Origin of the sequence: Lentisphaera marina, assembly GCF_028745505.1 — a bacterium.
GTDB classification, from domain to species: Bacteria; Verrucomicrobiota; Lentisphaeria; order Lentisphaerales; family Lentisphaeraceae; genus Lentisphaera; species Lentisphaera marina.
In genome coordinates this window covers 1667975-1684885 of record NZ_JAQZZL010000001.1, presented here as the reverse complement: position 1 = coordinate 1684885, position 16911 = coordinate 1667975, and the positions used below count along the sequence as shown (strand labels likewise).

Genomic DNA, 16911 nt, shown 5'->3' with positions numbered 1-16911 from the left:
GATTTTAAGAAAAAAAATAAGAACCTAGGTATCACCATGAAAATACTCTTTTTACTGTGCTTTAGTCTTTACCTCATGGCGGAAGATTTTGTTTTATCAAAGCAAAACAACTTTCCGGAATTTCCAATCAATATCCCTAAGCCTGCAAGTCAATGGCCCCAATCATCAAGTCAAAGAAGCTTTGATGTTTATGGTAATTATTGGACTTTAGTGGATAATGAAGTATGGCTCCTCAAAGCCAGCTCAAAACAATGGCGAAAGGTGGATAATGTGCCAAAAGGGAAATGGCAACACCTGATTAATGATGAAACTGGCAAGCTGGTCATTGCAGATGATACACAAATTTTCAGATTGAATCCTTCCAAAGTCAATCAGGGCTGGAAAGATTATTCTAGCTTGATCCAAGGAGCCAAAATCACCGATCTTACCATTGCTCCCAGTGGAGGTATGCTGATCTCTTGTGATAACAATAAAATCATCGACCTCAAAAAGAAAGATCACATCACTGTGTATCAAACTAAGTTTAAAATCGATAAAATTTTTGTTGACGACTTGGGGAGTATTTGGTTTAGATCCGGAAAGGATCACTACGTGAAAGAATCCTCCAAGGACGCCTGGCAACGCGATTGGAAACTCGTGGCTAGAATGCCCAGTGGAACTCATGACTTAGGCGGTGATGTCCTCGACGGGAAATTCTATATGGAATGGGCCTTAACAGGCATGTATGACTTCCCCAATCAGGGAAAATGTCACGAAGAGCTCCTAAGTTTTGATGGTGAAAAATGGAAAATAGAAGCCCATTATGGCATGGCACGGGCATACTGTGGCGTCTCCTACCTAGGAAACAACATTATCACTGCCGGTGGCGAATCTCGTGATGCAGAAGGTCAAAAAACTTATCCCCCGATTGCCCAATCCTTTGATATCGAAAGTAAAAAAATCAGTTCTCTTCCCGAGCTCCCTCTTGCACTTCCCAGTGCCCTCTCATTCAACCACCAAAACCGTTATTACCTCATGGGGTATGGACAAGAAAAAGAAGATCATAAAATTCACTTATTTAGCTTGGCAGATGGTGATTCACAATGGCAAGTAGAAAACAAGGGACCTCTAGGCAAGGGTTCTTCCTATGGAGCTAAGCTCAAAGATAAATTTTACCACATTGTCGATCATAAATACCTAGCTATTTTAGATCTTGGAACTATGAGCTGGACAACTATTGCTGTCCCCAATTCACCTCGCTCTGCCGCTGTAGCTCACTATAAAGGGGAAATTTGGATCATGAGTGGTCGCAACAAAACTTCTGATCGCGATGTGTATATATTTTCACCAGGGAAAAACACTTTTCGCAAGGGGCCCCAACTGCCACACGGAATTATTTGGGGTACAGGCTTTAACTTAAATACTAAGCTCTATATAACAGGTGGCGTAGACGCCAGCACATTCAATAACGCAACCTATCAGTACCGACACTAGAGAGAATTTAGCATCTATACATTTATTTTGCTCAATGATTAATTTGATCTCATAAATTACATTGAGTCATCTAAATTCAGCCACGAATCATAGCCATTTTTTTTTCTAAAAATTTCTTATCTTTTTAGAGACTCATATGAGCTTACGCATAACTTTGCCATCGCATTCAATTATCATTCTTGTGCGTCATGGAAAGTAATCAAATCCACTTAATCTATTAATCTGGCAAGGATATAGATTGAATAAATGACTCTAAGTGAATGGTTTAATTGGGTGGGTCCAACACGCATATTTTTTGCCGGACTAAGGCTCCAGGGGCACAAAAGGGGTCGAAATTGATCCAGGGCTCACCTGTGAGTCCGCTAGGATGTAGCGTGCTCCGTGAGGAGCATGACTAGGAGGAGATCACGAGGTCCCAAACTTGGGTCCGACACTCTATGCCGGACTCACATGCGCAAGGTATTGCCATACGGGCGGATAAAAACTATTTTCCCGACCATGTGACATTACCGCTTGCTAATAATTTAACATCTTTTTTGCCCTGCCATTGAATCAATTTCTCCTCAAAGACAGTTACTTTCTCTCCAGCACTAATCCATAGTAGAGCCTTGTCAAATATCTCGCTACTTTTATCCACATTCATTACCTGAGAACAATTCTTCAATTACTCGGAGTTTAATATGCGAAAAGTATTGTGTACGTTTTTTGCTCGGCGAACGCCCTCTCCCTTACTTGTGCCCCATTGCCAGGCCACGACTTCTACAACAATTGGAAATTTAGCTTTTGGGGGGATCTCGGTGAAAATGAGTTTATTCCCCTGAATGATCGCAGGACCTGAATCCACATAGAAACGCACGGGTAAATCACTATTGCTCTCTGCCTTCAAGTGCAGCTCTTTCCTTCCCACTTTCACATCCTCGATATGATCAAATTTAATGGACTGACCCACATTAGTTTTTGGCTCACCCCAGCGGCTCATCTGAATGGGTTGACAAACCCCGCGTACTTTATTCGTACCTGTATGGCGAACGGCAAAGTACAATGGTGACGGCCAGGTTCTATCAATAGCCATTCGAAAGCGATTATTACCTAAAGGTTCAAAGGCACCGCAAACCCATTCCACAGTTGGTGTACCTGGCACTTTTGAAAGGGAAAGACCCGCCTGCTTAAATTCGGCAGGAAGTTTATCCATTACGACAGATTTCAATTCAAAAGTGATGCCGTCATCCAGCATTTTTACCACTGGAGCATTAGGATGCTTCTCTGTAGGATAATTCACATCGATATAGGAAATACCCCCAAAGCTGAATTTAAAAACTTCTCCATCCGTATTAGCTACGCCGACTAACTGGGATTCGGCGTCCCAATTATAATCACTTATTTCCTGAGCTTTGTTTGCTAGTTCTTTTGTGGGGTACCAAAAACCTACGCCATCCTGATCAGCGGCAAAAGGCGTCGGGACCTGTTCTTTTCTGTATGCAAGATCCGCACGATAAGTAGACGAAAAATCTATTGGCTTTAATTCACCTCCAGGATTTAAACGAAGCGGTACAATGGCATCGATAAATTCCGCCACATACTCAACCAAACGCTCGGAAATTTCGAAGTGTCCACTCTCGGGATCGAGCACCAGGCTGGCCGGCCAATCTCTTCTGGCTTTGGCGGTTTCTGAATACTTCTGATAAGACCTCAAACCCTCTTTATTATCTTTACCATTCCATATATTCGGATAATCTTTTTTGGTCTGACTCCACTCATGTGAGGTTCCGTGGATAGAGAGAAGAGGAACTTCCCAGGCTCTGTTGGCCATCGCGGGATCCTTGAGTGCGACCCCCGCAATTGAGCGTTCAGGCCGATGGTTTAATAGAGCCTGAACCATCAAAAGATGTCCCGATTCACCAAGGGGAATCCAGGGAACCGTAGCAAGTTCCTTATAAGCAGAAACCTCCGCTAAGCGAACAAGAATCTTTTCTGCTAAGGCAACAATTTTTTCATTTTCTTTAGAGGCAAAATTATAGAAGGACCGCACACCCCAAAAGATGGCTAAGTCATGTTTACGGCAAACATCGCGTAATTTTTCATGTCCTACGAGTATATGCTCGGGTGCATTACTGCAGAGAATTAAAACGCCTTTGACTTTTTTTGTTTTTTCAGGAATCCAAAGATAGCTAAGCGTTTTAGTGTCCGGCCCCTGCTTCCAGCCCGTCTCTTTCACTTCTACTTTAAACTGAAAAACCTGATTCACCGGCGAACGCATAGCCTCTGGCGACAAATCTGCAGCATTTAGATTAAATATTATTGCATTTAAAATACTAAGATAACATAGATTAAATATCTTGTTGTTTATCATTTTATTTCAACTATACACTTAGCTTGTCGCTGAATTTGTATACGAGTCCTTCCATCTTCTGCCTCACGGAAAGTAATCAAATCCACTTGGTCAGACCAAGTAAGTGTGAGCTGAGTTCTGTCTTCATTCCAGCTAACTTGTGCTTGCTCACCCCGTGGAGGATAGATAAGCGCTTTGAAGTTTGGGGCTTTAGCATGTGAATTGAATACTAACTTAGGGATGACTTTATCCGGCTGAGGTGGATTCTTACTACGTACTTCTTTTATTTTGGGGGCATCTTCAAGTCCATCCGCACTGAGCATTTGTACCACTAATTGACGGTTTTTGTCGTCTCCTAAAATAGCCAAATCTTTTGACGCCTTATTTAAATTCACATCACTCGCCAAAGTCATTCCCCATTCGTAATGCCTTTTTTGATCATCTTTTTGTATGTCATCTACAATGAGAATATACGGATGCTTCCCACGTACCATACCTGCCGTACGAAAAGCTTTTTTCATGGGGATATCATGCTTTCTCCAAGCTGCTGAATTACTTCCCCCCATGCGTTGATCATAGGGCTTTTTGAGGCTGTCGTACCAATGAGGCCTCATATCCTGAGTTAAATTATAATAAGGGTATTCCGACGGCTCTAAGCGAAATTCATTATATGAATGTGGCAACATAACTTTTTTCTTTCTATCTTCTCCCTTCAAAGGAAAGAGGTAGTTGTGGGAATAATCATAAGTTATCTTCAAGTCACTAACTGTGAAACTCGTTAAGTCATTACTCACATGATCCACACATTTACCTGGAGCAATAGACACGCCCCGCCCGTCAATCATCACTGTGCTTCGGTTCATCGGCAAAAAGGCTTCCCTCACCTGACGCATTTTTTCGTAAATCCCCCAATAGCGACCATCGGCATATACATTAAAGTGCCCGCGGTCCGAGTACTTGTGTCCACCCGGCATGGAACGATTATTATAGTGAAAGTAAAGGGCATCAGGACTCCAGTCTGATCGCGTAATCATATTCCCCGTATCTACGCTAAAGTACGTTAAATCCTTATCTTTTGTTAAATCAGCATGAGCTTCTTCCCAAGTCTTACTATGGTCAAAATTCATCGCAAAAATGGCTTTGCAGAAACCGTCATAAGTTGAGAAATGATGCCGTAAATTAATGCGTTCAGAAAAACTGCCGTAGTCTTCTCCCATCGCACTACGATAAATAAAATCTATGGCCGGATCTTTGGGATAAAGTTTTTTGTAAACCAATATATCTGGCAAGGAAGGGATACGAGTCTTTGTTCCTCCCTGGGAATCATAGAATGTAAATGGCCCTGAAACCCCACCAAACTCTTCATCTTTACGTCCCCATGGATTGAGCGCATGAAGCCAATATCTATTAAAAGTATTGCGAACATTTTGGTTCGCAAAAAAATACTCTCCTCTTCTCGCCATAATGTAAACTAATTCAGCCATGAGAAATTGTTTTCCCCAGCCTTCATGACTTTCTCCATCAGGAAAAATACTCAAAGAAAAGAACCACTTCATTGCCTGTACTGAATGCTGATAAGCCACCGGGTCGTATCCCTCTTCTCCTTCTATTGCTGCGAGCAAACACACGAGACGTGATGTCCATGAAATCCAATTACTGGAATTTGTTCGAATTGTACGCAGGTTTTGCGCACCCTGCAAAGTCATCTTATTCGACGCCATAACAATCGCCTCGCGAACTATATCTCTTTGCTCTTCATTCATAAAATGATAAGCCCAGTCGTACATTAAACCTAGAGCACCGTTCTGTGATGGATTCTTTGCCGTAACTCGGAAATCAATGCGTTTCGCCTGGGGGTTCTTTTCTTTAAATTTCTTAATCTCAGCGGCAATTTTTTTCTGATCGATTTTTGCTATGGTCACAATGGCCTTAGCCACTTGCTTACCACCTTCTTCATCCTGTTCAATAAGGCAACGGAAGGCTTCGTATAAAGCCCCGTAAGCTATGGAAATATTTTTATGGATCTCCACAGTTTCGTCGCCATTTACTAGCGCTTGATACCCTGCACTTGTAGGGCTGCCTTCTTTGCGAATATTATTGTTCAGCTCTTTATTGATTGCAGTCATGATCTTCTGCCCAGGCAGAGTCGTTTTAAGACGATTTCTTAAGTCAGGAAGTTCATCCGGTCCAAAAAAAACACGAGGATGAATCCCCGGCTTAGGTACTCGACGAACACTGTCGGGATCAAATCCGGTGAAATCATATTTCAGTGTGTAGGGTTTGGAAAAATGCTGCTGAATTTCTTTAGGTGAATAAGCGAAATTATTCTGATCTTCGAGCATTTTTAAATCCAAATGCTCTTCTACTTCCAATACCTCGCCTTGTACCATTGGAATATCGATATCAAACAAAGAAGTATTTGGACTTAATTCAAAACTCTTCACTTCCTCATTTTGCGATTGTTTTGTTGAGTTTTCGCATGCACAACAAAATAAAGTAATAAAACCAATGCTGAATATTCTACTTATCATAATTAATCTACCTCGCTAATTATCTTTCCATTACGTTCAATTACCACTCGTGTACGGCCACCATCTGCTTGGCTAAACGACAGTATATCAATTTGATTTTTCCATTGAATTTTGACTTCAGTCTTGTCATTATTCCACTCTATTTTTGGCAGTTCGTCACCTTGATAATGAGGAAAAAGCAAAACTTTGAATTTAGGTTCGCGGCTAAAACTCGGGATTACCAAACGTTTGGTCAGACCATAACTCCGTCCCTCTGGCCACTTTCTCGCTTCTTTAAAATCCGCTGTTTCGAGTCGTATTTCAGGATTGTGCTGAACATCTTTCGGAATACTTCTCTCAAGTACTTTAATGTAGAGTTGTGAAGCTTTCTTTGGCCCCTTGCGCTTAAAAGTATAAGTAAATCCCCCTTTTATTAAGTCTGTATTTGAGCCCAATAAAATTTCATCTGTATCAATTGAAATGAGCTCTGTGTCAGGATCAAACATCATATTCCAATCATAAGTATGCGCTTTATCATCCTTTTTAATATCATCCATAATTAGCACATAGGGGTTTTCTCCCCGAATAAGACCTGCCGTTCTAAAAGCTTTCTCCACTGGATTAAAGGGCACGCGCACCGGACGTGAATATTCATCCCACATTCTCGGATCACCCTTTTCGAAACCACGCCAATATTTTTCAATTTGCGGACTGCGATCGATATTGGCTTTCCAATCAAAATCGGGATGATCTTTTAACCACAAATCTGTATCCTCTACAAACCTTGACCATCTCGCATATTTTCTACGCGACTTATTCTTGTCGGCAAAACCTGATAAAGTTGGATGAAAATACCAATCATAGGCGTACTTACTGTCGCATACACCAAAGGTCGCGTGCTCATTATCAACTAAACTTAGCCACTTGCCCGGAGGCGCAAAGTAACCCTGACCTTTATAATCAATTGTCACCACACTATGATGCCTGCTTTCTACACCACGAAAATGTTCTGTGCCCCATGTTTTACCGGCTCCAGTGATAGAAAATATACCTCGGTCAGCATGTTGGTGATTGGGCGCAAAAGAATCAGCTCGACATTCAAAGTTAAGCTTGAGTTGATCTCTGCCCCATTTATTACGGGTGATAAGTTGATTGCGTTCAGGGTCAAAATGAGTTATTGCTAGTTCAAGTTCTGATCCTTTTTTATATTCCTCAAGGTCCTTATCGGGATCTACTGCAAAAATTGTTCTTAAGAGCATCAGCCCCTTATCAGTTTCGGGATCATCTGAACCTGCTAGAGTTTCAGCCAATACATAGTCAGCTAATTCACTTTCGGGATATGCATTTTTAAACATTATTGCAGTCAAATCCAGCACGCCATCATTTCCACCATCTCCATGACTAAGAAAACGGCCATCTTCATTTTGTACTGACTGGGCATACCATTCCAATGACTTATACCAGTTATCTGTATTCCATAGGTTATCGCCATTGCGAGCGAGTGTTACCATGGCAGGCATCAACCAACGTAAACCAAATTGCGTGTAGGCAATAGCCTCGCGCGAGGCTCCTTTTTCCGACCAACCATAAGTCAGGTAGTCATTGATGAGTTCGCGCGCATGCTGATAAACTCGTGCATCATTACCCTCTTCTCCAAGTGTTGCAGCTGCAGAACTAAGTAAACCACCGGAAGCAATGGCCACCCAATTCCAGTTACGGAAATGATGAGGCATATGTGAGCCCATAGTCGTCTTGCCATTGATAAATGAGTTAATCGTCTGACGACAAGTACTGCGATCAAGCTCATTCATCCATTTGAAGTTAAAATCATAAGCGTAAACGTAAAAGGGATCTCCATCAAAGGCCTTTCTTCTACCGCTTCGCCAAACATCTGAGTTCAACTGACCATTTGGATGCATCTGATTGCCATCGCCATTAACTTGATTAGTACTTTCTATTTTTGCGGCTTTCGCATCGGCATCCATGGCATCAAAACGAGCCTGATAAATCTTTGCGAGGGTCGCAGTGGCTTTTGCAAGTTTTTCACCGCGTTCTTCATCGTTTTCAATTAAGCAGATGAAGCTATCAAATAACAATGGATAGACAAATGAATGACGGTGATGATAAGCCGTGATCGGTCCCTTACCTGCATTTTTATAATCACTTATTAAGTTGGCTGCTCTCTCAACATCTCCAGACTCTAATGCCTCTAAAGTATTGGAGTAAGCCGTTCCATCGGCACTCTGTACAGCCACACGCCTTTTCATATTGGCATAGGACTTAGTGCCCATTCGAGTGTTTTTTATACGCTTTTGGATTTTTGGAATATCTTCCTCTGAAAACAAAAGCCGAGGATGAATACCTACTTCTGGCATCTTGCCAAAAGCATTTGGCTTAAAGCCCTTTTCTTTACCAACTCGCTGAATATCTATCTTAGGCGAATCCGGCCAAATGTAATTGCCACTGAGTATTTCTTCTGCCGTTAATTCTTCTGGAAGTACACCACGTGATTCTTGCCCAATTAGTTGGCATAGGCTGATTACATTTATACTAAGTAAAAATAAGAAGGGAATTTTTTTCTGAAGTTTCATAAATCACTCATTTGTTAAATTAAAAAAATCACATTGTAAAATATATACAGTATTATATTGTGTATTACAATATAAATATTGGATTAACTATGAAATTCTTCTATGTACTTATTTGTTATTGTCTTTTACACTCCTTTTCATACCTAGAATCAGCAACAATTAAGACAAAAACAATAAATAAAAAAAACATTATGAACTCAAAAACACTCCTAGATGATGACTGCAAAAAAGATTGGCAAGAAAATTGGTTCTTGGACTCAGTTGATTCATCTGTAAAAAATACCGCCAAAGGGATGATATTAACTGCAGGTCCCGATCCAGATGATAATGCCCAGTCAATGGTCTTATGGACAAAGCAAGAATTTGAAGGAGATATTAAAATTGAATATGAATTTACGAGACTCGATAATTTAGATAGGAATGTAAACATCCTTTACTTTCACGCTCGTGGTATCGGTATTGGTCCTTACAAAGAAGATATTTCCAAATGGAATCACCTTAGGACAAAACCTCGTATGCCTCTTTATTTCCTCAATATGAAACTTTACCACATATCATATGCAGTCAACCGTTATGACCTTGAGGGAGAATACCTAAGAGCGCGCCGCTACCCGTCAATATCTGATGAGAAGTTTAATAAAAGTACAGAAATACCAGGAAGCTATTGGAATACAGGCTTATTCAAACCTGGAGTAAAATATAAGCTCATTTTTGAGAAGACCGGAAAAAATCTCAGTATGAAAGTTCGTGGACCTGAAATCAATAAGGAATTTTCTTGGAAACTAAACAATTTTGCCGAGCTAAAACAAGGGCGAATAGGCCTTCGCCTTATGTCAGGTCGCAGTGCTTTAATATCCAATTTTAAAGTGAGTAAAAAGATTTAAATATTTTTATGATACAATTTCCAAATCCTTAAATAGAGAGAGCCATCATGCCTGCCTTTGACTTTTCAATTGAAAAACTCCAAACATATACGGGCTCAAGCCCCTGCCCTGATGACATAGATCAATTCTGGGACCGCAATATCACCGAAATGAAGGCGCTTGATTTCCAAGTCGAACTTATCCCTTCAAAATTTCAGTTCCCAAATGCCGAGGCCTTTGAACTCTACTTCACTGGTGTTGATGGCGCTCGTGTTCACGCCAAATACCTAAGACCTAAAAATATCTCCAAGCCCATTCCAAGTGTCATCGAGTTTCACGGCTATGGCTACCACTCAGGTGAATGGTCGGAAAAACTCTCATGGCTTAACTCTGGCTTTGCCATTGCTTCTATGGACTGTCGTGGGCAAGGAGGTAATTCACAGGACACCAGCGCTGTTTTGGGTAACACTCTCAAAGGGCACATTATTCGTGGCATCGATTCAGGGCCCGACGCCCTGCTCTTTAAAAAGATTTTTCTGGACACAGCTCAGCTCGCCAATATACTCATGTCATTAGACGAAGTCGATGAAACTCGTTTGGCCGCTATTGGTGGTTCACAGGGCGGTGCTTTAGCCCTCGCATGCGCAGCTCTAGAACCGAAAATAAAACTCTGTGCACCGCACTACCCTTTCCTGAGTGACTATCAGCGCGTCTGGGACATGGACCTCGACCAAAATGCTTATGAAGAACTGCGCAATTACTTCCGCTACCATGACCCACTCCATGAAAGGAAAGAACAAGTATTTAATACTCTGGGCTATATTGATATCCAAAATATCACCAAGCGCATCAAGGCAAAAACCTTCATGGCCTGCGGCCTCATGGACCAAATTTGTCCGCCTTCGAGCCAGCATGCAGCTTACAATAAAATAACTGCAGAAAAAGATATCGTTTATTACCCAGATTTCGCCCATGAACGCCTCCCCAGTTGGGCTGACCGAGTTCACCAATTCATCTTAAGCAATATTAATCCTTAGAGTATAAATTGATAATAATGTGAATGACTACAGCGATTTGAGAGAAGAAAAATATAAATCTGCTGAATGGATGTGGACACTTACAAATACCTTCGTGATCGCGGTGCTAATCTTCTAATCAATGTCAGTCCAAGACCCAATGGAGAACTCCCGGAGACTGTCTACTAGCGCTTTCAAGAAATTACATAAAATCACTTACACCGCTTGACTTTTTATAAAATTATATATATAATACATATTAAAATACATGGAGGCCTTATGAAAAATAAAACATTTACCCTGATCGAAGTTCTTGTTGTCGTAGCTATTATTGGCATTTTGGCTTCTTTACTCATGCCCTCATTAAAGAAATCTCGTGAATCAGCTCGAAGAGCGATCTGCCTAAGTAATCTAAAGCAACATCACCTTGCTATTTACCTCTATACAGAAGATAACGATCAATACCTCCCCTCAAATTTCAGTGATCCCAATAATGCTTTTTTAAAGCAAATTGCAATTTACATGGGAACAAGTCGTGAAGGCTATGAATGCCCTGGCGTCTACGAAGGAAAGTTTGGTATTGATTCAGTTGAAACCGTAACTCTTGCTGACGGTAGAGAGTTAACTGCCCTTAAGACTTATTATGAAAATTCTTTCCGCTTCCTTGATCTCCCCGGTAGTGGCGGCCACGCCCATCGTGAAGCAATGGGACTTTTCAAATACAAAGATCATAATAAAATTACGGCAGTTGACTCCTCTACCATTGCCATGCATGATTACGTCAGAAACTGGAGTGCAACTCAATCCACCGCAGAATCAATAAGCTCGTATAGTGATGGTCGAGGAGTCAGTATGGGCAATCACCTAAATGAAGGTGCAAATTCACTACATATTGATGGCTCAGCAAGATTTGTAAAAACAAATACTTGGATGTTTCATGACGAATATAAAGTCACAATTCATACCACCTGGTGGCGGGAATATATAGGTAACTTTGGCGTTTTCCAAGCTAACATGGAGCCAGCTGGTACGAGGTTTTACTGGAATCCCAATTATTAATTCTTTCAAGCTTCGGCTTACGGAAAACCCAATCAAAATCTTGACATAAGATATTGAGAAAAATTTATTAACTAAAATCAAAACTCTTTTAACAAGGACTCTACATGAACTCTGTACGAAAAATCATTTTTGCTTCTCTTTATTTTGCGACCTTCGCAAGTCAGGCTGGGGATATTTCAAAAGCCCATAAGGGCGAAGAAAAATTTCATAAGGGAAGTTACGGCGCTCCTGGTGATTACATCCTAAATGGGGAATTAATTAAAGACCTCCCTCCTCCCATTGAAGTCCCCGTGGATTACAAAGCGCCGGGTTTTGATGCAAGCAAACTCACCCCGCCCCCTGCAGTAGGAATTCATCCGCGTATTATCATCGGACCGGATGATATCGAACGCTTCAAAGAGGTTTATGCCTCCGGTAAAGACGCTCCTCGGATTTTTCGTGTTCAGATGGAGGATATGCGTCGCGATGCTAAAAATTGGAAGGTTCCACAAAACTTCGACTATCGTTCAAGCCCCTGGGGCGGGGACAGTAAGATCGCCGGTTGGGCGCTCTATGCACTCATTACCGAGGATAATGAACTAGGTCGCAGGGCCGCAAAAGCAACTGTTGATCACGCCCTCTATATGGAAGGAAGGCTTGATATTCTCAACAAAATGAAAGAAGTGGAAGCCATTAAAGATGTGGGCTATGATTTTCTTCGTACTGGAATTAAATTCGGCCTTGTTGATTATCATACCGCTTATCATCAGGGAGGCTTGAAGCGAGTTAATGAACTCATGAAGAAACATGGGGCAGCTGTAGTCAAGAAAGACATCAGCGGCTCCTATCTAAGCCTTGCCTTCGAGTATGACTACGCCTACCCTTTTATGACTGAGAAGGAACGTACCATTGTACGCCGAACAATCTCTAAGAGTACTTATGGTAAATACACCACGGGCATGCAAATTCCTGGCCATATGTATATTAACAATCACATGTCCGGCGCAGCAAATCAAATTTATCTGGCACTGGCTATTGAAGGAGAGAAAGGGTACGACCCGCGCGTAGCAAAGATGGCGGAATGGAGTCTTAAAAATAAACTGAGCTACGACTTATCGTCTGATGGCATTACCTATGAAAACAACAAGGGTTTTATTCCAATGTTGCCAATACTCGCCATTGCTAAGCGCCAGGGTCCTGATCATCCAGAGAATTTATTAAAGCATAGTCACCTTCTTGCTCGCGCCAATTCAAATGTAGCCCACGCGCGTAAACTCTATTATCGCTATTTTGGTGGATCCCGTCGTCGCCCTGATAATACCCCTCTTGATAAAATTATTACGGGTCAGGATCAGCCGCGCTACTGGCGCGCCTCTGGTGGTTCTGGAACGGGGGGTCACCTTGAGTTCTGGTCGGTATTAAAACATTTTTATCATGAAGATCCCAAAGTTGACTTTGTGTGGAACTGCAAACTACCCGGCGCCCTTGAGTACTATGAAGGCACGGAGAAGGAAAACTGGGGTGGGAAAATCCATTATATGTATTTTGATATGAAGGCGCTTAACCTGCTCACCGCAACAAAGATGACCGATTACAATAAGCAGGACAATCTAAAACAATTTGATGCGGTACAAAAACACTGGTTTGATAAAGAACGAGGCATTATGTCAGCTCGAAATGACTGGTCTGCCAACTCCATGCTAGTTCACCTTGAAAATCGTATAGACCAGTTTTATATGGGACACGAAAGTCCACAGCACGGTGACTTTCAGCTATGGGCTGACGGCATTTCGTGGGTTCCTAACGGCGGTGGATATTTAGATACCAGTTTTCGCAATATGGTAACAGTGGACGGTCTGGCTAGTATCTTCGCTCCTGTTTCCGGCGACACTATGACCGCTGTTGGTACCGAGCAGACTGCTACAACTGTTTCTGAAATGACGACAGCTTACCAGTGGCGTAAAAGCTGGAATGGTCTTCGTTACCTTGATCATCCTGGACTGACGACTGCGCCGTACCAGATGAAAGGCTATGCGAAAGCAGCCTATCAGATCAATCGTTTTAGTGAATTTGCCTACTTACCCGCTATCAAAGAGCATTATGACGGATTCGCTCATCTTGACTACGGACCCTGGCACGGCGAAACCCGTGGCCCAGAATACTATGTAAAATGGAACGACCCCATGGACCATGTTTTTCGCACCCTACATTTCGCCCGGGGTGATAAGCCTTATATGCTTATTATGGATGACCTTCGCAAGGCTGATAATAAAGATCACCAGTTTGACTGGCGCATGCTGGTCACTGGCGATGCGGTTCTCTACAAGGTCACCACCGCTGTTGGTAACCGCCATACAGATATGAATACTGACGGCAAAATTGGTACTGACATGATATTCACTATGAAAGATGACAGCTACAATCGTCAATATAGCGGGGCCTACTACGTGGGTCTTCAACCAAAACCTAAAAAGGGTGATCCCATGCTTTTGGTTCGTGTACTTTGGCGAAATACCAACTTCCCTTTTCCCGTACCTAATGTGCAGCGCACCGGTCTTTTCAACATGGTCTCTGTGCCGGCCTTCGGTAAAAGTCCCGAGTACCGCATCATGATCTTTCCTCATCATTTTGGTGATAAACTTCCTAGCACCGAGTGGTCGGATGACCGGACACGCTTGACAGTGAAGGTAGGGAGCAATATCGATGTCTATGACCTTGACCAGACCGACAAAGAACGCACCGTTTTCAGTATGTCTCGCAACGGTAAGAAGGTGACTGATTCTGGCGCTAAACCTGCAAAGCCAGAACTTGCCCAGCGTGCTAAATTCACAGTCGACCAAAATCGTCCTGAGTGGCGCGCACCACGCGTAATCAGCGGTCCAACTGAGGTGCTCTTTACTGCAGGTAAGCTTGGCTCCGAGATTCGCTACACCTTAGACGGATCCGTTCCAGGCCTTTCTTCTTCTCTTGTAAATGGACCTATTACCATTGATAAGAGCTGCGTACTAAAGGCTCGCACTTACCGCGCAGATTGGCGCTTCGGGAAGGACAACTGGAGTGATACAGTAAGCTTTACCTATGAACTGCAGAAACCGCAAAAAGCCATTGCTATTGAGGGTAAAACTCCGGGACTAAAGGTGCAGGGATTTGAAATCAAGACCACGGAATTTGATGAAAAGGGATTCTTTCAAGGTGGGAAGAATTCACTGCCTAAGCTTGGTCTGTATAAGCCGCTTGTAACCAAAGCTTTTGCTGACCTGACAATTCCAGTGATGGACGGTAAGCTGGATGGCAAACATATGATGAAAGCCTTCTATGCATTTGAAGGCTATCTTGAAGTGCCTGAAACGGGAGCCTACTCCTTTGAGCTTACCTCAAATGGTCCAATAGACTTCAAGGTGGGTGGCCAACAGATTATTCTGGTCGATAAACAGTTTGGTCTCTCCTACAAGCCACGCTACGGCGAAGTAGTTCTTCAAAAGGGATGGCATACCCTGCATATCACAGTTTGCGACCCTGTCTTCTGGAAAGGTGACGCAGAGGAACAGTACGGCATTAGCCTGAAAGCTCTTGCTCCAAGTGGCGCTGACTATGAAACAATTGCACCTGAGCGTTTTATGCGCAATAAAGATGGTCTTAAGTTAGAAAATGTTGCTGAAAAAGTATCAACTCTTATACCGGCGTCAAAGGGCATAAAAGTGGTGCCAGGCCTAATTGAACGTCGTTACGATCGGCTCGATATCCTACTGGCCGACTACAAAACGGTTCCGAACTTCCGGGATCAGGCAGGATTTGTTCCAACAAGTGGATTCAAGCCAGCCTATTTTGATGTCGAAGGTGCAAAACCTTATTTGAGTCGGTCCGTGGATCTTATGGAGCGCAATGATTCGCCTAGAAAACTAGTTGAGTACAGTGGATACTTGCGCATTAGTCGCGATGGACTGTATACCTTTAGTATGCCCGAAAGCCGAAGTGATTCAGCACTACTTATTATCGACAATCAGGTGGTGGTTCGACGCCAAGTCGATGCACCTAAAACTGATGGTGTTATCGGCCTTGAAGCGGGACTGCATCCCTTCAAGTTACAGGTTGCAATAGGGCAGGCATTAGTCTCGGTAAAACATGAAAAAGACGCAGGATTTCAATTTTTAAGCTCTGCCGCTTTTGCCCGTGATGCAGCGTATAAGGCTCCAAAATCCAAAGCTGTATCCAGCAATGATATACCTGGTCTATTAGGACATCTATCATGTGAAAAACTTGTTGGTGAGAGCACACCGATCACGAATGGAAATGGTGCAGTGGCCCTAGTTGAGGGAGCTACCATCATCCCCGACGGTGTCAAAGGCAATGCCCTCGCCCTCTACGGCGATGTAGCTACTATGATGATACGTGGTCTGAAACAACGCGAGGATGCCTTTACAGTCTCTATGTGGATCAAGTTCAGAGACAAAACCGAGGACCTCACTGTCTTTGGTGAGGCTTATGGTCCCATTAGCTTCCAGGTACGTGGAACCCGGGCCTCTCACATAAAGGCCGAATGGGGTCGCGGTATTGGCCACTCAACATGGACTGCACCACAAGAGATGACGGTCCCTGGAAAATGGTTCCATGTTGCCGCTACCTATGGCAAAGAGACCGCCGTATATTTCAATGGCAAAAAGGTATCGTCTGCCCAGGCCCTGCATTGGAAGAAGCGCATCGGCAACGGCTACTTCGCCGATCATGGTGCGATTCTCGCCGGCAACAAACCAACCGCCTTTGACGAGTATCGTATGTACGATCGTGCTCTCACAGCTGAAGAGATAAAATCGATCTATGATTTCGATCTTAAAAAGTAAGGGTCAGACTTGATCCAATAAACGCTATTTCCCGCGCCCGAGTGCCTAGGCACTCGGGCGCTTTATACCGGGGCGACCAGGTGAACTAATGAAGGTTTTGGAGTACAAATGAGAAACTATATTTATTATGAAAGTAAGTGGGCCTGAACTTGAAAAGGAATTTTCCTGGGAACTCGATGATTTTGCCGAGTTAAAACAAGGACGAATTGGACTTCGCCTCATGTCAGGCCGCAGTACTTTAATATCCAATTTT

9 protein-coding genes are annotated in these 16911 nt (G+C 42.9%); 5 read left to right on the top strand and 4 right to left on the bottom strand.

Features of this window, described 5'->3' with window-relative positions; genetic code table 11:
- Nucleotides 1-36: 36 nt before the first annotated feature.
- The gene (locus PQO01_RS06930) at nt 37-1473 is read left to right on the top strand and encodes a Kelch repeat-containing protein (RefSeq protein ID WP_274313300.1); all 1437 of its coding nucleotides are present in this window, start codon (nt 37-39) and stop codon (nt 1471-1473) included.
- 484 nt (nt 1474-1957) lie between these two features.
- Here PQO01_RS06930 and PQO01_RS06925 read toward each other — a convergent pair whose 3' ends face one another.
- From PQO01_RS06925 to PQO01_RS06910, 4 genes are all read right to left on the bottom strand, one after another.
- Nucleotides 1958-2110: a hypothetical protein gene (locus tag PQO01_RS06925; protein WP_274148648.1), complete on the bottom strand. Its 153-nt coding sequence runs from the start codon at nt 2108-2110 to the stop codon at nt 1958-1960.
- A 27-nt stretch (nt 2111-2137) separates the two neighbouring features.
- On the bottom strand, nt 2138-3718 hold the full coding sequence (locus tag PQO01_RS06920) for a hypothetical protein (protein WP_274313299.1): 1581 nt from the start codon (nt 3716-3718) through the stop codon (nt 2138-2140).
- Nucleotides 3719-3819: 101 nt separating this feature from the next.
- Nucleotides 3820-6333: a hypothetical protein gene (locus tag PQO01_RS06915; protein ID WP_274313298.1), complete on the bottom strand. Its 2514-nt coding sequence runs from the start codon at nt 6331-6333 to the stop codon at nt 3820-3822.
- A gap of 2 nt (nt 6334-6335) precedes the next feature.
- Nucleotides 6336-8903, bottom strand: coding sequence for a hypothetical protein (locus tag PQO01_RS06910; RefSeq protein WP_274313297.1), 2568 nt, complete (start codon nt 8901-8903; stop codon nt 6336-6338).
- A gap of 89 nt (nt 8904-8992) precedes the next feature.
- On the opposite strand from PQO01_RS06910, the gene PQO01_RS06905 reads away from it, so the two are divergent.
- From PQO01_RS06905 to PQO01_RS06890, 4 genes are all read left to right on the top strand, one after another.
- A complete protein-coding gene (locus PQO01_RS06905) occupies nt 8993-9787 on the top strand; it encodes a hypothetical protein (RefSeq protein ID WP_274313296.1) in 795 nt (264 codons plus the stop codon).
- 47 nt (nt 9788-9834) lie between these two features.
- Complete coding sequence (locus PQO01_RS06900; RefSeq protein WP_274313295.1) at nt 9835-10803, top strand: alpha/beta fold hydrolase; 969 nt, start codon at nt 9835-9837, stop codon at nt 10801-10803.
- A gap of 258 nt (nt 10804-11061) precedes the next feature.
- On the top strand, nt 11062-11841 hold the full coding sequence (locus PQO01_RS06895; protein ID WP_274313294.1) for a type II secretion system protein: 780 nt from the start codon (nt 11062-11064) through the stop codon (nt 11839-11841).
- A 104-nt stretch (nt 11842-11945) separates the two neighbouring features.
- Complete coding sequence (locus PQO01_RS06890; protein ID WP_274313293.1) at nt 11946-16658, top strand: LamG-like jellyroll fold domain-containing protein; 4713 nt, start codon at nt 11946-11948, stop codon at nt 16656-16658.
- Nucleotides 16659-16911 lie beyond the last annotated feature (253 nt).

Excerpts from the sequence above, each read along its gene's own strand:
- PQO01_RS06930 (WP_274313300.1), top strand. The coding sequence starts at position 37 with ATGAAAATACTCTTTTTACTGTGCTTTAGTCTTTACCTCATGGCGGAA.
- PQO01_RS06915 (WP_274313298.1), bottom strand. The coding sequence starts at position 6,333 with ATGATAAGTAGAATATTCAGCATTGGTTTTATTACTTTATTTTGTTGT.
- PQO01_RS06910 (WP_274313297.1), bottom strand. The coding sequence starts at position 8,903 with ATGAAACTTCAGAAAAAAATTCCCTTCTTATTTTTACTTAGTATAAAT.
- PQO01_RS06905 (WP_274313296.1), top strand. The coding sequence starts at position 8,993 with ATGAAATTCTTCTATGTACTTATTTGTTATTGTCTTTTACACTCCTTT.
- PQO01_RS06900 (WP_274313295.1), top strand. The coding sequence starts at position 9,835 with ATGCCTGCCTTTGACTTTTCAATTGAAAAACTCCAAACATATACGGGC.
- PQO01_RS06895 (WP_274313294.1), top strand. The coding sequence starts at position 11,062 with ATGAAAAATAAAACATTTACCCTGATCGAAGTTCTTGTTGTCGTAGCT.
- PQO01_RS06890 (WP_274313293.1), top strand. The coding sequence starts at position 11,946 with ATGAACTCTGTACGAAAAATCATTTTTGCTTCTCTTTATTTTGCGACC.